25 protein-coding genes are annotated in these 23,715 nt (G+C 71.2%); 12 read left to right on the plus strand and 13 right to left on the minus strand.

The features are described from left to right. From ACTIF1_RS24585 to hemC, 3 genes are all read right to left on the minus strand, one after another. Window positions 1-1,188, minus strand: a complete 1,188-nt coding sequence (locus ACTIF1_RS24585) for a hypothetical protein (protein ID WP_439599097.1) — start codon at window positions 1,186-1,188, stop codon at window positions 1-3. 64 nt (window positions 1,189-1,252) lie between these two features. After that, entirely contained in the window at window positions 1,253-1,999 is a 747-nt protein-coding gene (locus ACTIF1_RS24590) for a uroporphyrinogen-III synthase (RefSeq protein WP_439599098.1), read from the minus strand. Further along, a complete protein-coding gene (gene hemC / locus ACTIF1_RS24595) occupies window positions 2,000-3,028 on the minus strand; it encodes a hydroxymethylbilane synthase (protein ID WP_439599099.1) in 1,029 nt (342 codons plus the stop codon). A 59-nt stretch (window positions 3,029-3,087) separates the two neighbouring features. Between hemC and tsaD the strand changes: the two genes are divergently transcribed. The 4 genes from tsaD to ACTIF1_RS24615 are packed head-to-tail and all read left to right on the plus strand — an operon-like array spanning window position 3,088 to window position 6,285. Then, window positions 3,088-4,164, plus strand: a complete 1,077-nt coding sequence (tsaD, locus tag ACTIF1_RS24600; RefSeq protein ID WP_439599100.1) for a tRNA (adenosine(37)-N6)-threonylcarbamoyltransferase complex transferase subunit TsaD — start codon at window positions 3,088-3,090, stop codon at window positions 4,162-4,164. 19 nt (window positions 4,165-4,183) lie between these two features. Beyond that, window positions 4,184-4,402 carry a YMGG-like glycine zipper-containing protein gene (locus ACTIF1_RS24605; protein ID WP_439599101.1) on the plus strand — a complete coding sequence of 73 codons (219 nt, stop codon included), beginning with the start codon at window positions 4,184-4,186 and terminating at the stop codon, window positions 4,400-4,402. A 49-nt stretch (window positions 4,403-4,451) separates the two neighbouring features. Next, window positions 4,452-5,279, plus strand: a complete 828-nt coding sequence (locus tag ACTIF1_RS24610; protein ID WP_439599102.1) for a 23S rRNA (adenine(2030)-N(6))-methyltransferase RlmJ — start codon at window positions 4,452-4,454, stop codon at window positions 5,277-5,279. A gap of 13 nt (window positions 5,280-5,292) precedes the next feature. Beyond that, the gene (locus tag ACTIF1_RS24615) at window positions 5,293-6,285 is read left to right on the plus strand and encodes an NAD(P)H-dependent glycerol-3-phosphate dehydrogenase (RefSeq protein ID WP_439599103.1); all 993 of its coding nucleotides are present in this window, start codon (window positions 5,293-5,295) and stop codon (window positions 6,283-6,285) included. Between the two features lie 48 nt (window positions 6,286-6,333). On the opposite strand, the gene ACTIF1_RS24620 is transcribed toward ACTIF1_RS24615, so the two are convergent. Further along, complete coding sequence (locus ACTIF1_RS24620) at window positions 6,334-7,653, minus strand: UDP-glucose dehydrogenase family protein (RefSeq protein WP_439599104.1); 1,320 nt, start codon at window positions 7,651-7,653, stop codon at window positions 6,334-6,336. Between the two features lie 258 nt (window positions 7,654-7,911). Between ACTIF1_RS24620 and metW the strand changes: the two genes are divergently transcribed. After that, window positions 7,912-8,511: a methionine biosynthesis protein MetW gene (metW, locus tag ACTIF1_RS24625; protein ID WP_439599121.1), complete on the plus strand. Its 600-nt coding sequence runs from the start codon at window positions 7,912-7,914 to the stop codon at window positions 8,509-8,511. 169 nt (window positions 8,512-8,680) lie between these two features. Here the strand turns inward: metW and ACTIF1_RS24630 are convergent, their stop codons facing one another. Then, entirely contained in the window at window positions 8,681-8,926 is a 246-nt protein-coding gene (locus ACTIF1_RS24630; RefSeq protein ID WP_439599105.1) for a hypothetical protein, read from the minus strand. A gap of 240 nt (window positions 8,927-9,166) precedes the next feature. Here ACTIF1_RS24630 and phbB point away from each other — a divergent pair, with 240 nt between their 5' ends. From phbB to ACTIF1_RS24645, 3 genes are read left to right on the plus strand one after another with little or no spacing between them, the layout of a single operon-like run. Next, window positions 9,167-9,889, plus strand: a complete 723-nt coding sequence (phbB, locus tag ACTIF1_RS24635; protein WP_439599106.1) for an acetoacetyl-CoA reductase — start codon at window positions 9,167-9,169, stop codon at window positions 9,887-9,889. A gap of 12 nt (window positions 9,890-9,901) precedes the next feature. After that, window positions 9,902-10,546, plus strand: coding sequence for a YciI family protein (locus ACTIF1_RS24640; RefSeq protein ID WP_439599107.1), 645 nt, complete (start codon window positions 9,902-9,904; stop codon window positions 10,544-10,546). After that, the gene (locus ACTIF1_RS24645) at window positions 10,539-10,910 is read left to right on the plus strand and encodes a carboxymuconolactone decarboxylase family protein (RefSeq protein ID WP_439599108.1); all 372 of its coding nucleotides are present in this window, start codon (window positions 10,539-10,541) and stop codon (window positions 10,908-10,910) included. Before ACTIF1_RS24640 ends, ACTIF1_RS24645 begins: the two co-directional genes overlap by 8 nt. A 34-nt stretch (window positions 10,911-10,944) precedes the next feature. Here the strand turns inward: ACTIF1_RS24645 and ACTIF1_RS24650 are convergent, their stop codons facing one another. Further along, the gene (locus ACTIF1_RS24650) at window positions 10,945-11,448 is read right to left on the minus strand and encodes a hypothetical protein (protein WP_439599109.1); all 504 of its coding nucleotides are present in this window, start codon (window positions 11,446-11,448) and stop codon (window positions 10,945-10,947) included. Window positions 11,449-11,533: 85 nt separating this feature from the next. Between ACTIF1_RS24650 and yddG the strand changes: the two genes are divergently transcribed. Together yddG and ACTIF1_RS24660 are read left to right on the plus strand one after the other, a co-directional pair. Continuing rightward, a complete protein-coding gene (gene yddG / locus ACTIF1_RS24655; RefSeq protein WP_439599110.1) occupies window positions 11,534-12,382 on the plus strand; it encodes an aromatic amino acid exporter YddG in 849 nt (282 codons plus the stop codon). Between the two features lie 130 nt (window positions 12,383-12,512). Beyond that, window positions 12,513-14,417, plus strand: a complete 1,905-nt coding sequence (locus ACTIF1_RS24660) for an ATP-dependent nuclease (protein ID WP_439599111.1) — start codon at window positions 12,513-12,515, stop codon at window positions 14,415-14,417. Here the strand turns inward: ACTIF1_RS24660 and ACTIF1_RS24665 are convergent. From ACTIF1_RS24665 to gloB, 4 genes are all read right to left on the minus strand, one after another. After that, window positions 14,414-15,022, minus strand: coding sequence for a class I SAM-dependent methyltransferase (locus ACTIF1_RS24665; protein ID WP_439599112.1), 609 nt, complete (start codon window positions 15,020-15,022; stop codon window positions 14,414-14,416). The genes ACTIF1_RS24660 and ACTIF1_RS24665 overlap by 4 nt on opposite strands. Then, window positions 15,019-15,456, minus strand: coding sequence for a cupin domain-containing protein (locus ACTIF1_RS24670; RefSeq protein ID WP_439599113.1), 438 nt, complete (start codon window positions 15,454-15,456; stop codon window positions 15,019-15,021). The genes ACTIF1_RS24665 and ACTIF1_RS24670 overlap by 4 nt, the downstream gene beginning before the upstream one ends. Continuing rightward, window positions 15,456-16,055: a glutathione S-transferase N-terminal domain-containing protein gene (locus ACTIF1_RS24675; protein ID WP_439599114.1), complete on the minus strand. Its 600-nt coding sequence runs from the start codon at window positions 16,053-16,055 to the stop codon at window positions 15,456-15,458. The genes ACTIF1_RS24670 and ACTIF1_RS24675 overlap by 1 nt, the downstream gene beginning before the upstream one ends. Window positions 16,056-16,149: 94 nt before the next feature. Next, window positions 16,150-16,887 (minus strand): hydroxyacylglutathione hydrolase, encoded by a 738-nt coding sequence (gloB, locus tag ACTIF1_RS24680; RefSeq protein WP_439599115.1) that lies wholly within the window; start codon window positions 16,885-16,887, stop codon window positions 16,150-16,152. 74 nt (window positions 16,888-16,961) lie between these two features. On the opposite strand from gloB, the gene ACTIF1_RS24685 reads away from it, so the two are divergent. Next, window positions 16,962-17,681, plus strand: coding sequence for a class I SAM-dependent methyltransferase (locus ACTIF1_RS24685; protein ID WP_439599116.1), 720 nt, complete (start codon window positions 16,962-16,964; stop codon window positions 17,679-17,681). Between the two features lie 129 nt (window positions 17,682-17,810). Next, window positions 17,811-18,425 carry a hypothetical protein gene (locus tag ACTIF1_RS24690; RefSeq protein ID WP_439599117.1) on the plus strand — a complete coding sequence of 205 codons (615 nt, stop codon included), beginning with the start codon at window positions 17,811-17,813 and terminating at the stop codon, window positions 18,423-18,425. Window positions 18,426-18,527: 102 nt separating this feature from the next. On the opposite strand, the gene ACTIF1_RS24695 is transcribed toward ACTIF1_RS24690, so the two are convergent. From ACTIF1_RS24695 to ACTIF1_RS24705, 3 genes are all read right to left on the minus strand, one after another. After that, window positions 18,528-21,017, minus strand: coding sequence for a calcium-binding protein (locus tag ACTIF1_RS24695; protein ID WP_439599118.1), 2,490 nt, complete (start codon window positions 21,015-21,017; stop codon window positions 18,528-18,530). Window positions 21,018-21,144: 127 nt separating this feature from the next. Further along, window positions 21,145-22,332, minus strand: a complete 1,188-nt coding sequence (locus ACTIF1_RS24700) for an acetyl-CoA C-acetyltransferase (protein ID WP_439599119.1) — start codon at window positions 22,330-22,332, stop codon at window positions 21,145-21,147. 81 nt (window positions 22,333-22,413) lie between these two features. Then, window positions 22,414-23,715 (minus strand): alpha/beta fold hydrolase (locus tag ACTIF1_RS24705; protein WP_439599120.1); only part of this gene is annotated, 1,302 nt, incomplete at its 5' end.

Raw genomic sequence — 23,715 nt, forward strand, 5'->3', positions numbered from 1 at the left:
TCAGCCCGCGGCCAGGGCGCGCAGCGCGGCGCGGGCGGCGATCAGCGCCTCGGCCTGCGCGACCCAGGGGCGCATCGCCTCCTGCGCCGGAGGCGACAGGCGGCGCAGCGGGGACAGGCTGCCTTCCAGATCGCCCGCCTCCAGCGCCCGGCGGGATTTCTCGATCTCCGCCGCCGCGGCATCGCCCCAGAGCACCTCCTCGCCGCGCCGCACGGTGACCAGGCCGGAGAGACGGGAGACGGCGGAATCCAGCACGCCCTGGCCCTGGCGGGCGGGGTCGCTGGCGGCACGGGCGGCGCGGGCGGCCTCCTCGAAGGACAGGCGCAGGGCAGGTTCGGTGGGCGGCGCGGCCTCGGCGAAGCGGGTCAGGGCGGCGGGCGGGTCGCGCAGCGTGGACAGCGCGCCACCGAGCGGCCGACCGGCCTCCAGCGCCGCGCGCAGCTGATCGAGCGTCGCCAGGCGGCCGGCGCGGCCTTCCAGCGCGGCCAGGCGCTGCGCCTGGCCTTCCAGCTCCTGGATGCGGGCGGCCTGGGCCGCGATCTCGCTGCGGCGCTCGGCCAGCGCCGATTCCAGCGCGGCGATGCGCGCGGTCAGCTGCGATTCGACGGTGCCGATGCGCGCGGCCGCCTGGGCCTGGCCCTGCTCGGCGGTGCCGAGCCGGGTGGCGAGCTCGCGGGCCACACCCTCGATGCGGGCGGAACTGGCGGTGGCGCGGGCCTCCTCCTGCCGGATCGCGGCCTCGGCGCGCTGCGCCAGGCCATCCAGGCGCTGGCCGAGTGCATCCACCGCCGCGCGCGGCGCGAGCGTCTCCAGCGCGCTCCGCGGCGCGAGCGTTTCAAGCGCGCTCCGCGGCGCCAGGTTTTCCAGCGCGCTCCGCGGGGCGAATTGGGCGGGATCGAGGGCCGGGCGGGACCCAGCCTCCCGCACCGCGCCCTCGGCGGCGGCCAGGCGCGCTTCCAGGGCGGTCAGGTCAGGCGCCGGGCGCCCCTCCAGCGCGGCCAGGCGCGTCTCCAGCGCCCCGACCCGCTCTGCCGAGGCGGCCGGATCGCGCCCCGCCTCCTGCGGCAGGGGGCGGGACAGCAGCCAGGCGACGGCGCCCACCAGCACGACAGCCGCGACCAGGATCGGCAGGGCGGCGGGGTCCAGGCGGAGCCGCGCGGCGAGGGAGGGGGGAGGGTTGGTGCTCATGGGTCTCCTGGCGCAGCGAGGTGATCCAGGTCGCGCGGGCGGGCCGCAGGACCGGGAGGATGCGTCAAAACAGGGTCCGGCCGCCCGGACCCGCCGGGGCGGGGCCAAGCAGCGCCAGCAAGGCTTCCTCGGTCGGCCGCGCAGCCACGCGCAGCGAGCGCCACGTCCGCGGCGCCAGCGCCAGCCGGGCCGCTTCCGCAACCCGCGGGCTGATCGCCAAAGCCGTCATCCGCGCGATCGCCTCCGTCTGCCCGGCCTCCCGGAACAAAGTGATGGCACAGCCGGCCGAGCGAGGCGAGTGGAACAGGATCCTCGCGACACCCGCCGCGGCGAGGCTCCGCAACACGTCATCCGGCAGGCGGGTGGCGGGGCGGGCGGCATAGGCGATGCGGCGCAGCACCTGGAAGCCGCGGGCGCGCAGATCGGCGGCCAGGTCCAGCGCATAGCCCTGCCCCACCGCCAGCAGCAGCGGGCCGCGCGCCGGATCGCAGCGGGTTGCGGCCAGCCGGGCGAGGTCGGCGGCAGTGCCCTCGGCGGCCTCGGCGCGAGTCCAGCCGGCCTGCCGAGCCGCCTCCGCCGTCGCCTCCCCCACCGCCAGCAGCGGCAGCTCGGAAGGCGGCAAGGCGCGGGCTGCGGCGCGGCTGGTGACCAGCACGGCCTGGCAGGGCGGCAGCGCGAAGGGGCGTGGCGCCAGCACCAGCGCCGGGGCCAGCAGCGGCTGCCAGCCGAGCGCCACGAGCCGCGCGGCCGTCTCCGCCCCGCCCGGCTCCGGGCGGGTCACCAGGACGGTGCGGGCGGCGTCAGCCGGCAATCAGGCAAACAGGTCGGCGGGGCTGTCCCGGCGCAGGCTCTCGCCCAATTCGCGGCCCAGCGCCGCGGCCTGCGCCACCTCGCCCAGCGCGCTGCGCTTCAGCAGGAAGGAGCCATCGGCGCGCGCCACCAGCCCGGTCAGGTGCAGGCGTCCGTCGCTCAGCAGCCGGGCATGGCCGCCGATCGGGGTGCGGCAGGACCCGTCGAGCGCCGCCAGCAGGCCGCGCTCCGCCTGGCTGACCGCCGCCGCCTCCCGGTCCTCGATGGCCGAGAGCAGCTCGTGCAGCTCCACGTCATCGGCCCGCACGGTGACGCCCACAATGCCCTGGCCGGCGGCCGGCACCATGGCATCGGGGTCCAGCACGACGGAGGCGCGATCCTCCATCTCCAGCCGGCGCAGCCCGGCGAGCGCCAGCAGCGTCGCCGCCGGGCCGCCTTCGGCCATGAGCTTGGACAGGCGGGTCTGCACATTGCCGCGGATCATCTCGATCCGCAGGTCGGGCCGGGCATGCAGGATCTGCGCCTGGCGGCGGACGGAGGCGGTGCCGATGACGGCGCCGGCCGGCAGCGCGGCGAAGGGGTCGGAGGCATCGGGCGCGGCGCAGCGGGGCCCCAGGATCAGCGCATCCCGCGCATCCTCCCGCCGCAGGGTGCAGGCCAGGACGATGCCGGGCGGCAGCTCCGTCTCCAGGTCCTTCAGGCTGTGCACGGCGAAGTCGATGCGGCCGTCCAGCAGCGCCTCGTGGATCTCCTTGGCGAACAGGCCCTTGCCGCCGATATCGGCCAGGCGCCTGTCCTGGATGCGATCGCCGGAGGTGGCGATGGCATGTTCCTCGAAGGCCTTGGCATCCCGCAGCACCGGGCAGAAGCGGGTGATGATCGACAGGAAGTGCCTTGTCTGCCACAGCGCCAGCGGCGAGCCGCGCGTGCCGACGCGCAGCGGCAGGCTGCGGAAATGCGGCCGGATGGGATGCGGCGCGCCGCCCGCTGGCGGGTTGGCATAGGGCTGGGCGGGATGAACGGCGGACATGCCGCCTATTAGGCCCCCCGGCGCGAGGTTGAAAGATGCGGCCGATGGAAGATGGCAGGATGATGAAGGCGCTGCGGGACGGGGATCTGGTGCTCGGCCTCGAATCCTCCTGCGACGAGACCGCCGCCGCGATCCTGCGCGCCGATGGAACGATCCTGGGCGAGGCTGTGCTCTCGCAGCTGGCGGAACACACGCCCTATGGCGGGGTGGTGCCGGAGATCGCGGCGCGGTCGCATCTGGCGCATCTGCCGGCGCTGGTCCGCCGGGTGCTGGACCAGGCGGGCACGACCCCCGCGGGGCTGACGGCGGTGGCGGCCACCGCCGGGCCGGGCCTGATCGGCGGGCTGATCGTGGGCGCGACGCTGGGAAAGGGGATCGCCATCGCGCAGGGCATCCCCTACCTCGCCATCAACCACCTGGAAGGCCATGCGCTGACGCCGCGCCTGCCGGGGGTGCATCCCGGCGGCCTGGCCTTTCCCTATCTGCTGCTGCTGCTTTCGGGCGGGCATTGCCAATGCGTGCTGGTCGAGGGGGTGGGACGGCACCGGCGCCTGGGCACCACGCTGGACGACGCGGTCGGCGAGGCCTTTGACAAATCCGCCAAGCTGCTGGGGCTGCCCTGGCCCGGTGGTCCGCATCTGGAGCGGCTGGCCGCCGGCGGCGATGCGAAGCGTTTTTCCCTCCCGCGGCCGCTGTATGGGCGGGAGGGCTGCGACTTCTCCTTCAGCGGGTTGAAGACGGCGGTGGCCAATATCGTGGCCAAGGGGCTGGACGAGCAGGGCCGCGCCGATCTGGCCGCCGGCTTCCAGGCCGCCGTCTCCGCCACGCTGGCCAATCGCGCGGCGCATGCGCTGGCCATGGCGCCGCGGGCCACGGCGCTGGTGGTCTCGGGCGGGGTCGCGGCCAATCAGGGCATCCGCGCCGCGCTGGCCGCGGTGGCGGCGCAGGCCGGGCTGCCGCTGGTCGCGCCGCCGATCCGGCTGTGTACGGATAATGCGGTGATGATCGCCTGGGCGGGGATCGAGCGGTTACGGGCTGGGCTGGCTGAGCCGCTGGACCACGCGCCGCGGCCGCGCTGGCCGCTGGCGGAGCTCACCCCGGAACCTCCAACATGGCAGGGCGTTCATGCGACCTGACCCAACGGAGGATCTGCGCATGACCCATCTCCCCCGCCTCGCCGCCGCCCTGGTGCTGACCGCCGCCCTCGCCGCCTGCGGCCAGACGCCCGGCGAGCGCGCCGTCTCCGGCGGCCTCCTGGGCGCCGGCACGGGCGCCGCAGTCGGTTCGCTGTCCGGCAATGCGGGCACGGGCGCGCTGATCGGTGGTGGCGTCGGCGCCGTCGGTGGCGCGGTGACCGCCCCGCGCCGCTACTGAGCCACCCGCCGGGTTGCGCCGCCCAACCGGCGGCGCTACCCGCTGCGGCGTGAACTACCGTCACGCCTTCCACGCCGGCAATGCCTGCGACGTCGCCAAGCACGCCCTGCTGGTCGACCTGCTGCAGGCCCTGCGCGCCAAGCCGAAACCCTTCCGGGTGCTGGATACCCATGCGGGGCTCGGCAGCTATGTCCTCGCCTCCTCGGAGGCGGAGCGCACCGGCGAATGGCGCCAGGGCATCGGTCGCGTCGCGGATGTGACGGAGGGGCCGCTGGCGGACTACGCCGCCATGGTCCGCGCTGCCGGCTTTCCGGACATCTACCCCGGCTCTCCCGACCTCGCCCGCGCCCTTTTGCGGCCGGAGGATCGGCTGGTGCTGTGCGAGCTGCACCCCGAGGATCATGCGACGCTTCGCGCCCGCTACAGCCGGGACCGCCAGGTGGCCGTGCATCTGCGCGATGCCTGGGAGGCGGTGGAGGCCCTGACCCCCTTCCCCGAACGCCGCGGCCTGGTGCTGATCGACCCGCCCTTCGAGAAGCCGGGCGAATTCGACCGTTGCGCGGCGGCGCTCGCCCGGCTGCGGCACCGCTTCCGCGCCGCCATCATCGCCTGCTGGTATCCCATCAAGCACCGCGCCCCGGTCCGCGCCTTCCACGCCGCCCTGCAGGAGGCCGCGGTGCCGGATTGCATCACGGCGGAGCTGCTGCTGCGGGAGCCCACGGACCCCAGCCGCCTGAATGGCTGCGGCCTGCTGGTGGCCAATGCCCCGCATGGTTTTGCCGGGCGCGCCGAGGCGATCCTCGGCGCCCTGGTCCCCCGGCTGGCGGATGCCGCGCCGGGCGCCGGCTGCGCCATCACCCGCATCACCCCGGAATAGGTTTTCGAACAGCATGCCGCAGGCCCGACGTCGCATCGCCGTCCTGGGGGCCGGCGCCTGGGGCACCGCCCTGGCCCTGCAGGCGGCGCGGGCCGGCAATGCCGTGGCGCTCTGGACGCGTGACCCGGCGCGGGCCGCTGCCATGGCGGAGTCGCGGGAGAATGAACGCTACCTGCCGGGCCAGCCCCTCTCCGCCGCGATCGAGGTCACCGCCGATGCCACCGCGGCGCTGGACGGCGCGCTGTTCGCCCTGGTGGTGGTGCCGGTGCAGCACCTGCGCGCCGCCGTGGCCGCGCTGCCGCCGGGCGGCTGCCCGCTGGTGGTCTGCGCCAAGGGGGTGGAGCGCGGCACGCTCTGCCTGCCGCTCGAGATCCTGGAGCAGCTGCGGCCCGAGGCCCCCGCCGCCGTGCTCTCCGGCCCCAATTTCGCGCATGAGGTCGCCCGCGGCCTGCCCGCCGCGGCGGTGCTCGCCAGCCGGGATACGGCGCTGCGCGGCCTGGCGGCGGAATTGCTGGGGACCGCCGGCTTCCGGCTTTATGGCGGGGATGACCCGATGGGGGTGCAGGTGGGCGGCGCGGCCAAGAATGTCATCGCCATCGCCGCCGGTGCCGTGATCGGCGCGGGCCTCGGCGAGAATGCGCGCGCGGCGCTGGTCACGCGGGGCCTGGCGGAGCTGTCGCGGCTGACGGTCGCGCTCGGCGGGCGGGCGGAGACGGCGGCGGGGCTTTCCGGGCTCGGTGACCTGCTGCTGACCACCACGGGGCCGGGCAGCCGCAATACCTCCCTCGGCATGGAGCTCGCCCGCGGCACGCCGCTGGAGGCCGTGCTGGCCGGGCGCGTCGGCGTGGCGGAGGGCGTGGCGACCGCCCCCGCCCTGGTGGCGCGCGCCGCGGCGGCGGGGGTGGAACTGCCGATCTGCGCCGCAGTGGCGGAGCTGCTGGCCGGGGAGCTGACCATGGGACAGGCCATGGGCCGGCTGCTGTCGCGGCCGCGGCGGGACGAGTAGCGAAACCCCCACCCAACCCTCCCCCGCGGAGCGGGGGAGGGTTTTCGCTCAGGGGCGGCCGATGGAGCGGTAGGTGAAGCCGGCCTCGCGCATGGTCAGCGGGTCATAGACATTGCGCAGGTCCTCCAGCACCCGGCCGCGCATCACCTTCTTCAGGGCTTCCGGCGACAGGGCGCGGAACTCGTTCCACTCGGTCAGCACCACCAGCGCATCGGCATCCTTGGCCGCGTCCAGCGCGCCGGAGGCATAGGTCACGCCCTCGGGCAGCATGCCCTTGGCATGGTCCATGGCCACCGGGTCATAGGCGCGCACCGTGGCGCCGGCCTCGACCAGCTTCGGCACCACCACCAGGGACGGCGCGTCGCGCATGTCGTCGGTCTCCGGCTTGAAGGCCAAGCCGAGCACGGCCACCGTCTTGCCGGCGACGCTGCCGCCGAGGGCCGCGATGATGCGGTCTGCCATCTGGCCCTTGCGGGCGTCGTTGATGGCGATGGTGGTCTCGATCAGCGTCAGCGGGCTTTCGAAGTCGCGCGCCGTGCGGGCCACCGCCAGCGTGTCCTTCGGGAAGCAGGACCCGCCATAGCCCGGGCCGGGGTGCAGGAACTTGCGGCCGATGCGGCCATCGAGGCCGACGCCGCGCGCCACGTCATGCACATCCGCGCCCACCTTCTCGCACAGGTCGGCGATCTCGTTGATGAAGGAGATCTTCATCGCCAGGAAGGCATTGGCCGCATACTTCGTCAGCTCCGCCGTCTCCAGCGAGGTATTGACGATCGGCGTCTCCATCAGGAACAGGGGGCGATAGATGCGGCGCAGAAGCTCCCGCGCCCGCTCCCCCACCGGGCCGTCCTCGGTGCCGACCACCACGCGGTCCGGCCGCATGAAGTCGCCGATCGCGTTGCCCTCGCGCAGGAATTCCGGGTTGGAGGCGACGGAGATCTCGAGGTCGGGGCGGATGCGCGTCACGATCTCCTTGATCTTGCGGCCGGTGCCGACGGGCACGGTGGACTTCGTCACCAGCACGATCGGCGCCTTGGCCGCGCGGGCCACCTGCTCGGCGGCGGCGAAGACATAGGAGAGGTCGGCATGGCCATCGCCGCGGCGGGACGGGGTGCCGACGGCCAGGAAGACCGCATCCGCGCCCTCCATCGCCGCTTCCAGGCTGGTGCCGAATTCCAGGCGGCCGTCGCGGACATTGTCCGCCACCAGCGCATCCAGCCCGGGCTCGTAGATGGGAATCCGCCCCTCATGCAGGGCCGTGATCTTCGACGGATCGGCATCAATCACATGGACCTGCATGCCGAACTCGGCGAAGCAGGCGCCAGACACCAGGCCGACATAGCCGGCCCCGATCATCGCAATCCGCACGCGCCACTCCGTTGCGTTAGGGAGCCTGTCCTTACCGCGCCAACGGATGCGAATCAAACTCTGCTGCATCGCAGCATTTCGTGAGGCGGAATTTTTTCCCGCCACATTCGGGTGCGATCGGAAAGCTTCCGGCCAGCACCGCCACACCGCGCCCGCGCTGGACGCCATGCCCCCCGGAAGCTAGACGAGGCGCGGCCAGCCAAGGGATGGGGGGTGCGCGTGCCGGACGCGGTGGAAGTGCGCTTCGTCGCCAAGAACATGCGGCTCGACCTCCGCCTGATCGCGGAGATGGTCGCCCCCGGCGCCCGCGTGCTGGATATCGGCTGCGGCGATGGCGTGCTGATCGACTACCTGACGCGCGAGAAGCGCGCCGATGCCCGGGGCATCGAGATCGACATGGCCGAGGCGACGGAGGCGGTGGCCGCCGGCCTGCCGGTGATCCACGGCGATGCCGATGCCGACCTGGCCTTCTATCCCGACGGCGCCTTCGACTATGTCGTGCTGTCCCGCACCCTGCAGGCGGTGGAGCGGCCGCGGGAAGTGCTGCGCCAGATGCTGCGGATCGGCGGGCGGGCCATCGTCTCCTTCCCCAATTTCGGCCATTGGCAGCTGCGCATGCGGCTGCTGCTGTCCGGCCGCATGCCGGACAACGAGACCTGGGACCGCCCCTGGTACGAGACGCCGAACATCCACCCCTGCACCATCCGCGACTTCTTCGAGTTGTGCCGGATGGAGGGCTATGTGGTGGAGCGCTGGCTGGCAGTGGATGAGAAGGGGCTGCGCTCGCCCTGGAAGCGATCGCCCTGGCTGGCCAATCTCTTCGGCGAACAGGCGCTGTTCCTGCTGCGCAGGCGCTGAAGGCGCGCCCGGCGGCCAGGCCCTGCCGTCTGCGACGGCTTCGCTTGGCGGCCCTGGACCGAGGACTTTCCAGAGTCGTAGGACCCTGCCCCCGGACGCATCTCCTGCCCCCTTACTTCTACCTTGCTGCACCACACCCGGTCACGCCGCGGCGGCGTGACCGGCGGGTTCAGTTCAGCCGCGAACCGCGCGGCGCACAGTTGCCGGGCATCATCGCCGCCGCCATCGCGGCGTGACGGGCCGCGGCATCCGCGCCCAGTCGGCGGCATTCCGCCTCGACATATTCCAGGATCAGGATCAGCGCGGACCGGTCTGTGGCCGCCGCCTCGCGCGGCGATGGCTTCGCATTCGACATGGGCTGAAGTCCTCCGGCTTCGGGGTTCCAGGCACGGCACTCGCGGAGGATATGCACCATGATCACGAGAATGTGAAGCGAGATTCGCGACCCTTCCCGTTGTGGCAAGCCTCGCCTGCCGGAATGCGTTCGCCCCCACCCGCAGCACCTCGGGAATTGCGCGCACCGCCCGGCCGCGCGAGGATGCAGCCGCGCCGGGTGCGCGGCGCTGGCCGCCCAGGCAGTCTGGGCCAGCGCCGCATCCGGCACCACAAGCGCCGGGCACGGACACCGCGCGCATCGACAGGGGAGAGAGGCTTCATGGCGCGTGTGGCATTGGTGACGGGCGGGCAGCGAGGCATCGGCGCTGCGATCAGCGAGGCGCTGCAGGCGGCGGGGCGGAAGGTCGTCGCCTCCTATGCCGGGAACGACGCCGCGGCCCAGGCCTTCACCGAGCGCACCGGCATCCCCTGCTACAAGTTCGACGTCGGCGACTTCGAGGCCTGCGTGGCCGCCGTGGCGAGGATCGAGGCCGAGGTGGGCCCGATCGAGATCCTGGTGAACAATGCCGGCATCACCCGCGACGCCATGATGCGCAAGCTGACCCGGCAGATGTGGGACGAGGTGATCGATACCAACCTCGGCAGCTGCTACAACATGTGCAAGGCCGTCTGGGACGGCATGGGCGCGCGCAAGTTCGGTCGCATCGTCAATATCGGCAGCATCAACGGCCAGGCCGGCCAGCTCGGCCAGGTGAACTATGCCGCCGCGAAGTCCGGCATCCACGGCTTCACCAAGGCGCTGGCGCTCGAGGGCGCGCGCAACCAGATCACGGTGAATGCGGTGGCCCCGGGCTATGTGGATACCGAGATGGTGCGCGCGGTGCCGCCGGACGTGCTGGAGAAGATCATCGCCCGCATCCCGCGCGGCCGCTTGGGCACGGCGCATGACATCGCCCGCGGCGTCGCCTTCCTCACCGCCGATGATGCGGACTTCGTCACCGGCTCGACGCTGTCCATCAATGGCGGCCAGCACATGTATTGAGGCGAGCGCGCCGTGACCTGGGCGATCCTGGCCTTCGATGGCGAAGATGCGGAAGCACCCGCGCGGCGCGCCGCGGCGCGGGAGGCGCATATCGCCTTCTCCCGCGCCGCAGCCGCGGCGGGGCGCCTGCTGCTCGGCCTGCCGCTGCATGACGAGGCTGGGTACAGCCGCGGCTCGCTGATGGTGGTGGCGGGGGATGTGGCGGCGCGGGACGCCTATCTGGCGGAAGAACCCTTCGCCACCTCCGGCGTCTGGCGGAAGGTGCAGGCGCTTCCCTTCGGCATCGCGCCCTTGCCCTATCAGCCCTGGCCGGCGCCGGATGCGCCGGCGCCGACGGGGCGCACCCATTCCGTGCTGATCGGCTGGGACGGCACCGATGCCGGCGCGCTGGACCGCCGCATGGCCGCCCGCCCCGCCCATTTCGCGCGGGTGAAGCCGATGGCCGCGGACGGCACGCTGCTGTTCGGCGGCGCCATCTTCGACGCGCCGGGCGGCCGCATGATCGGCTCCATCGCCGCCACCCGGCACACCAGCCACCAGGCGGCGCGGGACTGGATTGCCGAGGACCCCTACAGCACCGGCGATGTCTGGCGCGAGGTCACGGTGCACGCCACCGCCTTCCGCCCCCTGCCCTATGCGCCCCTGCCCCATGGCTGAGGATTTTGCGCCCGAGGCCCTCGCGGTCTTCGAGGAGATCAAGGCGGCGCGCGGCGTGCCGGACGTCAACAATTTCTGGAAGGCGCTCGCCGTCGACCCCGTGCTGCTGCGGCGGACCTGGGAAAGCCTCTCGGCCGTCATGGCGCCCGGCGCACTGGATCCGCTGGTGAAGGAGATGCTCTACCTCGCCGCCTCCATGACCAGCGGCTGCGCCTATTGCACCGCCAGCCACACCGCCGCGGCGCGCGCCAAGGGCATGACCCCGGCGCAGTATGGCGAACTGCTGGCGGTGGTCGGCATGGCGGCCGAGACCAATCGCCTGGCCGAGGCGCTGCGGGTGCCGGTGGATCCGCAATTCGACTGAGGCCAAAGGCCGCCCACAGGGAACGGTCAGCTGTTCAGGGCGAACGCGGCATGAACTGGAAGATGCCTGCCAGCACCTCCGCGAGCATCCGTTGCAGCAGATCGCTGGACCGCGCCTGCATGGCGGTGCCGATCGCACCCTGCTCGGCCATCCACTTCGGCACGACAGGCGACCGCGGGCCGAGTTCCGCAAGGGAGGCGAGTTCCGGCGCCGTCAGACGCTCCAGATGCGCGGCCGCGAGGTTCCGGTCCCACGCCTCCTGGTAGCGCGGCGCGGCCTGCTGAATGTGCTGCGTCAGAAGCGCGCCGGCGCGGTCGGGGCCGAGTTGTGCGGCGACCATCCCGTAGGTCTGGGTCCGCATCCCCGCCTGGACCGCGAGCAGCGACAGGTTCCGGCCAAGCCCAAGCCGGCGCACGGCATCCAGCGCGACCGCCTGGTCCTGTGCTGTCTGCGCGCTCGCCGCTGTCAGGGGCGGCAGGCAGGCGCCGCCCAGCAGGGCCAGGAGGATGACGCGGCGCGGGGCGGGATGGGGCGACATGGCCCAGTGTGCGGGTTCGTTGCCGCCGCGCGCAAGGTCGCGGCGGGAGGCTCGCAGCGGCGCCACCGCGCGCTATAGCGGGTGGATGTCCTCCGCCACACTTGCCGGCTGCGGCGCGCTCGCGCTCTGGGCCTTTCTCGCGCTGCTGTCCCGCCTCTCCGCCGGGCTGCCGCCGCTGCAGATCACCGCCATGGGGTTTGCCGTGGGCGGGCTGGTGGGGCTGGCGGTGGTCGCCGCCAAGGGGCGGCTCGGGCTGCTGCGGCAGCCGGGGATTGCCTGGCTGCATGGGGTGGGGGGGCTGTTCGGCTACCACGCTCTGTATTTCCTGGCGCTCGCCCTGGCGCCGGCGGTGGAGGCCAACCTCATCAACTACCTCTGGCCGCTGCTGATCGTGCTGCTCTCCGCCCCGCTGCGCGGGCTGCGGCTGGGGCCGGCGCGGCTGGCGGGGGTGGGCCTGGGTTTTGCCGGCTGCGCCCTGCTGGTGGGCAGCGGCGCGGCCTTTCCGCCGGAGGCCATCCCGGGTTTTCTCGCCGCGCTGGGCTGCGCCGTGGTCTGGGCAGTCTATTCCGTCACCTCCGGCACGCCGCGCCTGGCCGCGGTGCCGACCGAGGCGGTGGCCGGTTTCTGCCTGGGCACCGCGGTGCTGGCGGCGGTGGCGCATCTGGCCTTCGAGGCGACGGTGACGCCGGATGCGGGGCAGTGGCTGGCGGTGGCGCTGCTCGGCCTCGGGCCTGTGGGCGCGGCCTTCTTCCTCTGGGATATCGGCATGAAGCGCGGCGATCCGCGGCTGCTGGGGGCGCTGGCCTATGCGGTGCCGGTGGCCTCCACCCTGCTGCTGATCCTGGCCGGGCAGGGCGAATTCAGCGCGCGGGTGGTGCTGGCGACGCTGATGGTGGCGGGCGGAGGTTTTGTCGCGGCGCGGGCTAAGCGATAAGGGGCTCACCGGTGCTGACTGAGGTTCTTGTTGGCACGAGCATTGGAGATGCGCCGATGCACCGACAACTAGCCCAGAGCTTGTAAAGCGGAGCGTTCCAATCCAGAATCAAAACATTCTGGAGGCGTTCATGAAGCGATCAAAGCTGTTACGACTGAAGGTTCGCAACCTCGGCTGCGTTGGCGACGAAGGTATCGATGTTGCACTAGACAACATCGTCTGCTTGGTCGGGAAGAATAACTCAGGGAAATCTACGGTTCTCCGAGCATATGAACTCGCCCATGGCCGCGAAGATTTTGATCGCGTTAAAGACCGCTGCAATTGGGCGCCTGAAGGCTCACCGTCCGAGATTGAATTGGACCTTCACATTCCCGACGGCTTGGCCAACATCGGATCTGAATGGAAAGAACACGTCGGGGATTACCGTATTTTACGCAGCCGATGGCAGTGGGCACCCGAAACCGGCTTCAAGAAAGTAAGGGCTACCTGGGACCCCCAAGCAAAGGACTGGGCTTCAGACGAAAAGGCGGGAGGCGCAGATAACGTGTTTAAATCGCGACTCCCCAGACCGCTGAGAATTGGCTCACTGCAAGATGTGGATAAAACAGAAGCCGTTCTCCTTGCCCTAGCATTGGATCCGTTCTTGCAGGAAATTCAACTTCGACAAGCGACGCCCGACTCAGATCTTGCTCAGGCAGTGGCCAGTCTAGTCAAACTCGTTAGTGGTCTCAGCGTCGCGCATACTGACCGTTTTCAGACTATCTCAGGTAACCTGCAAGCTGCTTTCACCGACATATTTCCTGGCCTTGGGCTAAGGTTAAACATCTCGATAGATCCCCTTTCCATTAAGATTCCCGAGCATTTGAAAGCAGGCTCAGGCATCAGGGTAGTGGACGGCGAATTCGAGACCTTAGTGGTCCAGCAAGGAACTGGAGCGCGACGAGCTCTTTTTTGGGCCATGCTGCGAGTCCATAATGAAATAAAAAGAAGCAACGATCGCATTCAAGAGCACCGGAAATTTCTTGAGGCGAAACTCAAAAAGAAGATTGATAAGGTAGAAAAGGCTCGAATTGAAGCGCAGCTTCAGTCGATAATCGAAGGAGGCCCTGTTCCCGAAGGCGAGGATGACCCCGCCTTACCCGGACATCTTCTTTTGATAGACGAACCTGAAAATGCCATGCACCCAATGGCCGCAAGAGCAGCTCAACGTCACCTATATGATTTAGCAAAAGACCCGGATTGGCAGGTCATGATGACCACGCACTCCCCATATTTCATAAATCCGCTAGAAGATCATACCACCGTAGTCCGTTTAGAGCGCACTACGAATACGACGAACACCGTCTCAACCCGAACCTATCGCTCCGAGACGATCACGTTCACTGAAGACGAAAAGCAGCAACTCCAAGCAATTCAGAATCTTGACGTAGGGCTCGCAGAGGTATTCTTTGGGTCTTATCCGGTTCTCGTTGAGGGCGACACTGAACACGCGGCGTTTATTGCCGCAATCACAGAGAAGGGTCATCCCCTTCGCGACAAGGTAACAGTGGTCCGGGCGCGCGGGAAAGCTGTACTTGTCCCACTAATAAAAATGCTTAAGCATTTTCATGTCGATTTCGGAATTTTGCATGATCTTGACTGGCCTTTCCACTCGGCCGGGAAGAACGCTATGTGGACGATCAATTCAGAGATCTATCAGGCCATTTTAGCGTGCCGAAAACAAAATATAGTCGTTCGCCATCGCTACAGCACGCCGGATTTTGAGCGGTTTTTGGGCGGCGCTGAACTGGGTAAAGACAAGCCACTTCAGGCCTATAATCGTATCAAGAACGACCCTTTGCTGATCTCCAGGGTTCAGAATCTTCTTGTTGAGCTGCATAGTGATACTTACCATGGGCCGTATAGCGTGCTGACCGATGATGCCTCAGCATATCTTGATGACTGCTTTGCAAAACTAAATGCCTGGGCGGTCGAAAATGGCAAGGCAAATGATACCCGCCTTTCTGCTCCACAAAGCAGCAAGACCGCTAGCTAAAATTTACGACGCAACGTCGCCCGCACCACCTCCGCCTGGCCCTGGTGCCGCGGCCCCTCATCCAGGGCCACGGTGCCCTCCAGCAGTTCCAGCACCTCCAGCCCCGCAAATTCCCGCTCGACGATGGCCCGGGTCCAGAGCAGTTCCGGCAGTTTCGGCCCGCCGCTGCGCCGCCCCTGCTGGGCCGGCGAAAAACATTCCAGGATCAGCAGCCCGCCCGGCGCCAGGGCGCGCAGCACGCCGGCCGCCGCCGCGGCGCGGTCCTCGGGCGGCAGATGCACAAAAATCCAGGCGACGAGGTCGAACTCCGCCTCGGGATAGGCCCAGGCCGCCGCATCCGCCGTCACCGTGCGCAGCGCCACGCCGCGCGAAGCGGCCAGGGCGGCCGCCTTCGCCCCGGCGACCGGCGACCAGTCCAGGGAGACGGACGAAAGGCCCTGCTCGGCGAGCCAGACGCCGTTGCGCCCCTCGCCATCGCCCAGCGCCAGCGCCCGCATCCCCGGCCGCAGCCAGGCGCGCTGGCTTTCCAGGTAGCGGTTCGGCGCCTCCCCGAACTGGAAGCCGCCGCCCTGGTAGCGCTCGTCCCAGGCGATCGAGGTGCTCACGCCCCCGGCTCCCAGCCCGGCGGCGCCAGGTCGAATCCGCCAAAATGGAAGGCGGGGGAGACGGTGCAGGAGACGAGCGACCAGCGATCCCCCGCCGGCCAGGCCGCCTGCCACCAGCCCTTGGGCACCACCCCCATGAGCGCCGCCCGGGGGCCGAGCGTCACCACCTCGTCCACCGCCGTACCATCCTGCGACAGCGCCAGCACCAGCGGCCCGCCGCCCTGCCAGAACCAGCATTCGGCGGCATCCACCCGGTGCCAGTGGCTGCGCTGCCCGGCCTCCAGCAGGAAATGGATGGCGGTTCCGGCGCCGCGCCCGCCCTCGGCCGGCGCATCCCGCCAGACCTCGCGGTAATGGCCGCCTTCCGGATGCGGGGCGAGGCCGAGCCCCGCCACCACCTCGGCCGCCGCCAAGGCGGGGTCGGTCAGGTCCATCAGCCCGGCGGCGCCGTGCGCGCCAGGGCCGGCAGGCGGGAGACGCGCTCGAACCAGTCGGCCAGCCGCGGATGGCCGGCGCGCCAGGGCTCGTCGGCGAAGCGGAAGTCGAGGTAGCCGAGGGCGCAGGCCACCGCGACCTCGCCGATATCGGAGAGCCCCTGCGGCGCATCCTGCTCCAGCGCCGCCAGGCCGCGCTGCACCGCCGCCTTCTGGCGCGCGACATAGGCGAGCCGCGTCTCGTCCATCGGCTTGCCGAAGCGCATGCGCCGCGCCACCGCCGCATCCATGATGCCATCCGCCAGGGCGTGCCGCACCTGGGCGGCCAGGCGCGCCATGCTGCCGGTCGGCGGGAACAGCGGCGGCGCCTCCCCCACCGTGTCCAGATATTCGCAGATCACCCGGCTGTCGAAGACCGCGCGGCCGTCATCGGTGACCAGGGCCGGCACCTTGGAGAGCGGATTGTCCTGCAGCAGCGCGGCCGGGGAGGCATGCGGATCGGTCACGACGATCTCGATCCGCCCGTCGATGTCGCGCAGGATGGCACAGGCCATCACCTTGCGGGCGAAGGGGCTGGCATGGGCGTGGTGCAGTTTCATGGGCGTTTCCTGTCGCGCTGGCCGGCCCGATCCCGGCGCTGCGGCGCAGGATGACAAGGATCGGGCACCAGCGGAATGATGGCTTCGCGAAGGTTCAACCCCGAAAATGGTTCTTCGCCTCGCGGCGCGCGGTGAACTCGGCCAGGTCGCGGGCGCGGAAATAGGGGTTCGCCACCAGCTCCTGCGCCAGGGTGGTGGGCACCGTCGGGCGGCCCGCGGCGCGCAGCGCGCCGGCGGCCTCGGCCTCGGCCCGCAGCGCCTTGTTGCCGGGCTCGATGGTCAGGGCGAAGCGGGCATTGGCCTCGGTATATTCATGGCCGCAGCAGAAGCGGGTCTCCGGCGAAAGCTTCGCCAGGCGCTGGAAGGAGTTGTACAGCGCCTCCATGCCCCCGGCTTCCAGCGGCCGGCCGCAGCCCAGCGCGAAGACGATGTCGCCGCACAGCAGAAAGTGGTCGGCGGCGAAGTGGAAGGCGATATGGCCGGTGGTATGGCCGGGCAGGTGCATGACCTTGGCCTCGGCCGCGCCGAACTTCACCGTGTCGCCCTCATCCACCGCCTCGTCCAGCTTCGGCAGGCGGTGCGCGTCGGGCTTGCCGCCGATGATGCGGGCCTGCGGGAAGCGCGCCTTCAATTCGGCCACGCCATCGATATGGTCGCCGTGGTGATGGGTCAGGAAGATCGCATCCAGCCGGCCGCCGGCCTCCTCCACCGCCGCGATGGCGGGGCCCGCCTCGCCCGGGTCGCAGATGCCGATGGCCCCGGTCGGCACGTCGCGCAGCAGCCAGAGGTAGTTGTCCTCGAGGCAGGGAACCGCCTGAACCTTCACCGACATCGCGCGCACCTTCCCGATCTGGTTCTCAGCCTGGCCCGGTCCAAACCGCGGCCCTTCCCCCCTATATCCCCGGCATGACGAGCGAGGTCCATGGTTTGCTGGGGTTCTACCGATCCCCCGCCGGCGCGGTGACGGCCCGCCTGGTGCGGGACCGGCTGGCGGCGCTCTGGCCGGCGCTGCCGGGGCAGGCCGTGCTCGGCATCGGCCATGCCGCGCCCTATCTCGGCCTGTGGCGGCGGGAGGCGGCGCGCTGCATCGCGCTGACCCCCTCCCACGGCAGCCTGGCGCCCTGGCCGCCCCCCGGGGCGGAGCCGACCCGCAGCGCCAGCCTGGTGGCGGAGGAGGAGGCACTGCCCTTCGCCGACCGGAGCTTCGACCGCATCCTGCTGGTGCATGGGCTGGAGGCGGCAGAGAATGCCCGGCGCATGCTGCGCGAGGTCTGGCGCGTGCTGCACGACGATGGGCGGCTGATCGTGGTTGTGCCGAACCGCGTCGGGATCTGGGCGCAGCTGGAACGCACGCCCTTCGGCCATGGCCAGCCCTATTCCAGCGGCCAGCTTTCGCGGCTGCTGACGCGACACCTGTTCCGCCCGGCGCGGCGGGAGGCGGCGCTGTTCCTGCCGCCGGTCGGGCTGCGCCTGCTCTCGCCCATCGCCGGCCCCTGCGAGCGCTTCGGCCGCAGCCTCTGCCCGCGGCTCGCCGGCGTTGCGATCCTGGAGGCGGAGAAGGACCTGCTGGCGGCCATCCCGGCCGGCGGCGGCCGGCTGCGGCGGCGCGTGGTGCTGCCGGCCTGACCCCCCCCCCCGCCCCGCCGGCACGGCGGCCGGCCTGACCACTGGCAACGCCTTGTTCACCCGAGCATGGCATCTTCCCCCACCTGCCAAGAGGTCCGCCGGTTCGCGGACGCCACCGGGATGATGAGCATGTCAGTGACGACGGACCCGACGACCGACTCCCTGCGCGAGGCCATGCGGGCGGAGCTGCACCCGGCGATGGCCGAGCTGCGCAGCTTCGTCGACCGTCGCATCGCAGAGCTGAGCGCCGAGCTGCATGCCAGCGTCGAGATCTCCGACATGGGCGAGGAGCACATGAAGGCGGAGCTGGCGCGCATCCACGACCAGATCGGCCAGCTCGTCGCCATGCCGGCCGCTGCCACCCGCAACAGCGGGCTGGAGCTGGAGGCGGTGGTGCAGGCGACGGAGGCGGCCGCGAACACCATCATGGAAGCCGCCGAGGCGATCCAGAACTGGGTGGAAGGCGGCGGCAAGGACAAGGACGAGGTAGCGGCCATCGCCGCGCGGGTGAATTCGATCTTCGAGGCCTGCAGCTTCCAGGACGTCACCGGCCAGCGCATTCGCCGCGCCATCCAGCACCTGCAGCAGGTGGAGAACATGCTGGAGACGATGATCCCGGAGGGCGGGCTGCCGGAAGTTCAGCGCCCGCAGGTGGAGGTGAAGACCGCCATCCGCACCGTGGAAACGCCGGCCGGCGGCGATATCGACCAGGCTGCGATCGACGCGCTGCTGGACGATTTCTGACCGCCCGCCCGAAGCCATTGTTGGCTGGCCCGGAAAAACCCTCTCCCCCCTGCGGATGGAGAGGGCTTTCGCGGCGGATTGCCGAAGCCTGTTGGCCGACCGCTACAGCAGGAAATCGGCCGCCGTCAGCACCGTCGGTTCGTCGAAGCTCATGCTGATGCCGGTGCCGCCGGAGGTGGTGATCACGACATAGGGGTATTCATAGCCCGGCGGGCTGGTGCCGATGTCGAGATCCTCGAAACCGGCATAGCCGAAGGCGGTCAGGTCGATCAGGTCCTCGCCCTGGCGGAAGTCCTGGATGCTGTCCTGGCCATGGCCGGGGGCGAAGACGAAGACATCCGCGCCCTCCGCGCCGGCATAGATCTGCTCCCCCGTCCCATCGATGAAGCGGTCGTCCAGGTTGGTGCCGACGAAGCTCTCGAAGCGCAGCAGGCTGGCGCCGGCCTGGCCGTCCAGCGTCAGCGTGCCGGCCTGCAGGTCGATCACCGCGGCGAAATCCTGCACATCGATCAGGTCCAGCGTGTCGCGCCCGCCCTCCCCGTCGAAGCGGTTGTCGGCGAAATCCAGCGAGATCGCGCCACCTTCCAGGAACAGCGCGATCTGCAGCAGGTCGTCGCCGCCGCCGAGCGCGATGAGATTGTCCTGCAGGACGATGCGGGCACTGCCCTGCCCGCCTTCCTCGCCATCCGCGCCGGCGATGCCGAGACGATGGGTGACCTGGATGCCGCCCTCCTCGAAGGTGCCGACATCGGCCGCCGACCCGCCGAAGCCGCCCAGGCCGCCGAAGCCGCCGAAGCCGGCATGGGCCAGGGCCTCCAGCCGCACGGTATTCGCGGCCTCGCCGCCGGTGCCGATCCGGTTGCCGACCAGCTCCGCCAGCGCATTGCCGCCCTGCCCGCCCGCACCGCCCGCGCCGCCGATATCGTAGCCCTCGTCGCGCCAGCCGGTGCTCTCCCCGGCCAGGCTCTCCTCGGCGCCCGTGCTGCCGAAGCCGGCATCGCCGGCCCGGCCGCCATCACCGCCGCGGCCGCCATAGGCCGCGGCCTCCAGCAGCCAGTCGGTGCCGGTGGCCAGCTGGGCCTCCAGCCCGCTGATCCGAGCCAGGGCATCGCCACCGCGGCCGCCGGCGCCGCCGGCCCCGCCCTCGCTGCCATCCACGCCGTCCGTCAGATCGGCGTCGAAATCGCCATCGCCGCCATTGCCGCCCCGCCCGCCCTCCCCGCCAAGCCCGGCCCGGGCCGTGGCGGAAAGCACGTGGTTGGCGCCCGGCCCGTCATTGCCGAGGAAGCCCAGGATCTCGGCCGCGGCATCGCCGCCCGCGCCGCCATCCCCCCCGGCGCCGCCGCTGCCGCCCTGGTTGGCGGTATCATAGAGACCGCTGACGACCAGGCCGTCCTCGTCCAGCGCCGTGACGTCGAGTTCCGCGGCGGAAGCGCCGCCGAAGCCGCCATCGCCACCATCGCCCCCGGCGCCGCCCGCGGCCTGCATCCGCAGCGCGGAATCGTCGCGCCCGGCCAGCGCGCCCTTCAGCCGCGTGCCGGCCCCGTCCGCGATGGCCGCGGCCGCGCCGCCTTCGCCGCCCGCCTGGCCATCCGCGCCATCCCCCCCGCGCGGGGTGATCCGCGTATGCAGGGGCGAGGTGAAAAGGTAGGTCTCGGCGCCCGCCTCGCCATCCGCGCCGGCCGCGCCGGCGCCGCCAGCGCCGCCCCCGGCCAGGCCCTGGCGCTGCACATCATCCGCCAGCAGGCTGCCGGTCAGCACATCCTCGCTGCCGTAGAGCGTCGCCTGTGCGGCCCCGCCATCCTGCCCCGCCTCGCCATCGAAGCCCATTTCCTCCCGCGTCTGGTCGACCAGCAGCGGCTCGCCCACCGGGCCGAGCAGCAGGTTGCCGGCATGCAGGTCGCTCAGCGCCGTATTGCGCAGCGTCACCCGCACCCCGCCCTCGAGGTCGATCCGCACCACGCTGCCGATCTGCGTGGCGGCGTCCATCAGCCCTTCGAAGGTGAGGCCGGGAAGGGCGGTGAAGTCGATGACGTCCTCGCTGGCGGAAAAATCCACCAGCACCACCTGGCCGGCCTCCGGCCCGATGCGGAAGACATCGTTGCCGGCGCCGCCGATCAGCCGGTCATTGCCGCCGCCGCCCTGCAGGGTGTCCGCGCCATCCCCGCCCAGGATGGTGTCCTGGCCGAGGCCGCCCTGCAGCAGGTCAGCCCCGCCGCGGCCGACCAGGCGGAGGTTGGTGGCGAGGCCTGCGGCATCCACCGCCAGGCTGGCGGTGGCGACCCGGGCCAGGGTGATGGTGGCGCTGGGGCCAAGCGCGGCTTCCGCCGCATCGCCGAGGGTGAGGCTGGCGCTGCCGCTGGCGCGCAGCACCACCTGTTCGAAGCCACGCAGGCCGGCGAAGGCGGCATCCGCCACGGTGAGCGGGCTGGCGGAGAGGATGCGGAGCTGGTCCAGGCCACCGCCGGCATCCTGCAGCAGGCCGGGGACGAGAAGGTTGCTGGTGCCGAGGCTGATGAAGGTATCGGCGCCGACGGTGCCATCCTGCAGCAAGGGCCCGCCGGTCAGCGGGTTGATCCGGAACAGCGCCATGATGTTTTCCCCCGGCCGCGCCCATTCGGTTCCGCAGCGAACGGAACCTTAGGGCGGCCTCAGGGAGCGTCGCAATCACGGACCGCGCCGCGCGAAACACTGTGTCGCGCGGCGTGGTCCCTGGAAATCAGCCGCGTTCGACGCACATCGCGACGCCCATGCCGCCGCCGATGCACAGCGTCACCAGCCCGCGCCTGGCATCCCGCCGCGCCATCTCGAAGAGCAGCGTGTTCAGCACCCGCGCGCCGGAGGCGCCGATCGGATGGCCCAGCGCGATGGCGCCGCCATTCACGTTCACCTTGGCCGGATCCCAGCCGAGGCCCTTGTTCACCGCGCAGGCCTGGGCGGCGAAGGCCTCGTTCGCCTCGATCAGGTCGAGCGAGGCCACGTCCCAGCCCGCCTTGGCCAGCGCCTTCTGGCTGGCCGGGATCGGCCCGGTGCCCATGATGGCCGGATCGACGCCCGCCGTGGCCCAGGAGACGATGCGCGCCATCGGCGTGATGCCGCGCTTCGCGGCCTCGGCGGCCGACATCACCACCACCGCGGCGGCGCCGTCATTGATGCCGGAGGCATTGCCCGCGGTCACCGTGCCGTCCTTGCTGAAGGCCGGGCGCAGTTTGGCGAGTGTCTCCACCGTGGTGTCGGGGCGGGGGTATTCGTCCTCGCTCACCACCACGTCGCCCTTGCGGCCCTTGACCGTGACCGGCGTGATCTCGTCCTTGAATCGCCCGGCCTTCATCGCCTCGCCGGCCTTGCGCTGGCTGGATGCTGCGAATTCGTCCTGCTCCTGGCGGGTCAGCTGGAACTTCTGGGCGACGTTCTCCGCCGTATTGCCCATGTGGTAGCCGTTGAAGGCGTCCCAGAGCCCGTCCTTGATCATGGTATCGACCATGGCGAGGTCGCCCATCTTCTGGCCCGCGCGCAGATTCGCGCAATGCGGCGCCTGGGTCATGCTCTCCTGCCCGCCGGCCACCACGATGCTGGCATCGCCGCAGGCCACCTGCTGGGCGGCCAGCGCCACGGCGCGGAGGCCGGAGCCGCAGAGCTGGTTGATGCCGAAGGCGGTGCGCTCCACCGGGATGCCGGCGGCGATGGCGGCCTGCCGCGCCGGGTTCTGGCCGGCGCCGGCCGTCAGGATCTGGCCGAGGATCACCTCGTCCACCTCCTCCGGCGCCACGCCGGCGCGCTCCAGCGCCGCGCGGATGGCGGCGGTGCCCAGCACATGCGCGGGCAGGCTGGCGAAGGCGCCGTTGAAGGCCCCGACCGGGGTGCGGGCGGCGGAGGCGATGACGATCTCGGATGCGCTGGCGGACATGGGCCCTGGGGCTCCTTGGCTCGGGATGACTGGTTACCGCCGAGTGTGGTGCGGCGCGGCATGATGAACAAGCACCGGCAGTCAGAGCCCGCGCAGCCAGTTCAGCAGCGGCCGCCAGAGCGCTGCCTCCGCCCCGCTGCCGGCGGCCATGCCGATATGGCCGGCGGTCGCCCGGTGCAGGCGGGGCGCGGGCAGCCGGGTGGCCAGGGCCTCGGCCGAGGCCGGCGGCACGATGCGGTCGCGCGCCGGCACCGCGAGAAAGGCGGGCATGGCGAGTGCCGCCGGGTCCACCACCGCGCCGGCCACCCGCCAGGCCAGGCGATGCGGGGTATTGGCGCCATACCAGCCGCCCAGCGCCTCCCGCGCCACGGGGGCGGCCAATGGCACGCCGTCATTCAGCCAATCCTCCAGCGCCACGAACTGCGCGGCACGGTCAGAGTCCGGGTCCAGCCGGGCAAAGGCGCGGAATTTCTGCGGGATGCCGAAGGGGTCGAGGCCGGCAAACAGGGTCTGGATGGCATCGACCGGCAGGGCGCCGCTGGCCTGCATCACCGGCTCCAGCCCCGGCAGCAGGGCGGCGGCGGCGCGGGCGCGGGCGGTCTCGGCCGGATCGGCATGGAAATTCCAGGGGGTGGCCAGCAGGCCCAGGGCGCGGACGCGGTCCGGCCGGCGCAGCGCCGCGGCGAGCGTCAGCAGCCCGCCCATGCAATAGCCGACCAGCACCACGGGCCCCGGCAGCGCCATCAGCGCGCGTTCCAGCCGGCCAGCGATGTAATCCGTCAGGGTGAAATGGCGCTCGGCCTCACCGGGCCAGCCCCAGTCCAGCAGCAGCGGCCGGACGCCCTGCCCGGCCAGGAAGCGCAGCAGGGACCGCCCCGGCATCAGGTCCAGCACCTCCGCCCGGTTGATCAGGGAGGGCACCAGCAGAACCGGCGGCCCGGCGGTGCCGGGTGCATAGTCCAGCAGCCGCGTGCCGCCCTCCGCCCAGATCACCGGCGGATCCGGCAGGGTGCGGTGATAGGGATGCCGGCGATAGGCCGCGATGCCGGCGAGCAGGGCGCGATCCGCCCGCAGCAGGCGACGGATCACCGCGGCCTGGAACGCCTCAGGCGGTTGGTTTGCGGCGGCGAGGGCGGCCGCGATGCGGCGCATCTCCGCCAGCCCCTCCGGCGAGAGGCGCATCGCCGGCATCCAGGGCAGCGAGGCGCCGTTCCAGCTCGGCGATCCGGGCGGCAAGGCCGGCATCGCCGCCCCCAGCCCCTGGCTGCCGAGGATCGCCGCCATCCCGCGGCTGGCGCCCAGGATCAGGTGCAGCGGCAGCGGGCGCGGGCCGCGGCGGCGCAGCGGGGCCGTCATGCGGCGGGGTCCAGGGTGGCGCGGGTG

This window comes from Falsiroseomonas sp., from assembly GCF_051860665.1.
Taxonomy (GTDB): domain Bacteria; phylum Pseudomonadota; class Alphaproteobacteria; order Acetobacterales; family Acetobacteraceae; genus Falsiroseomonas.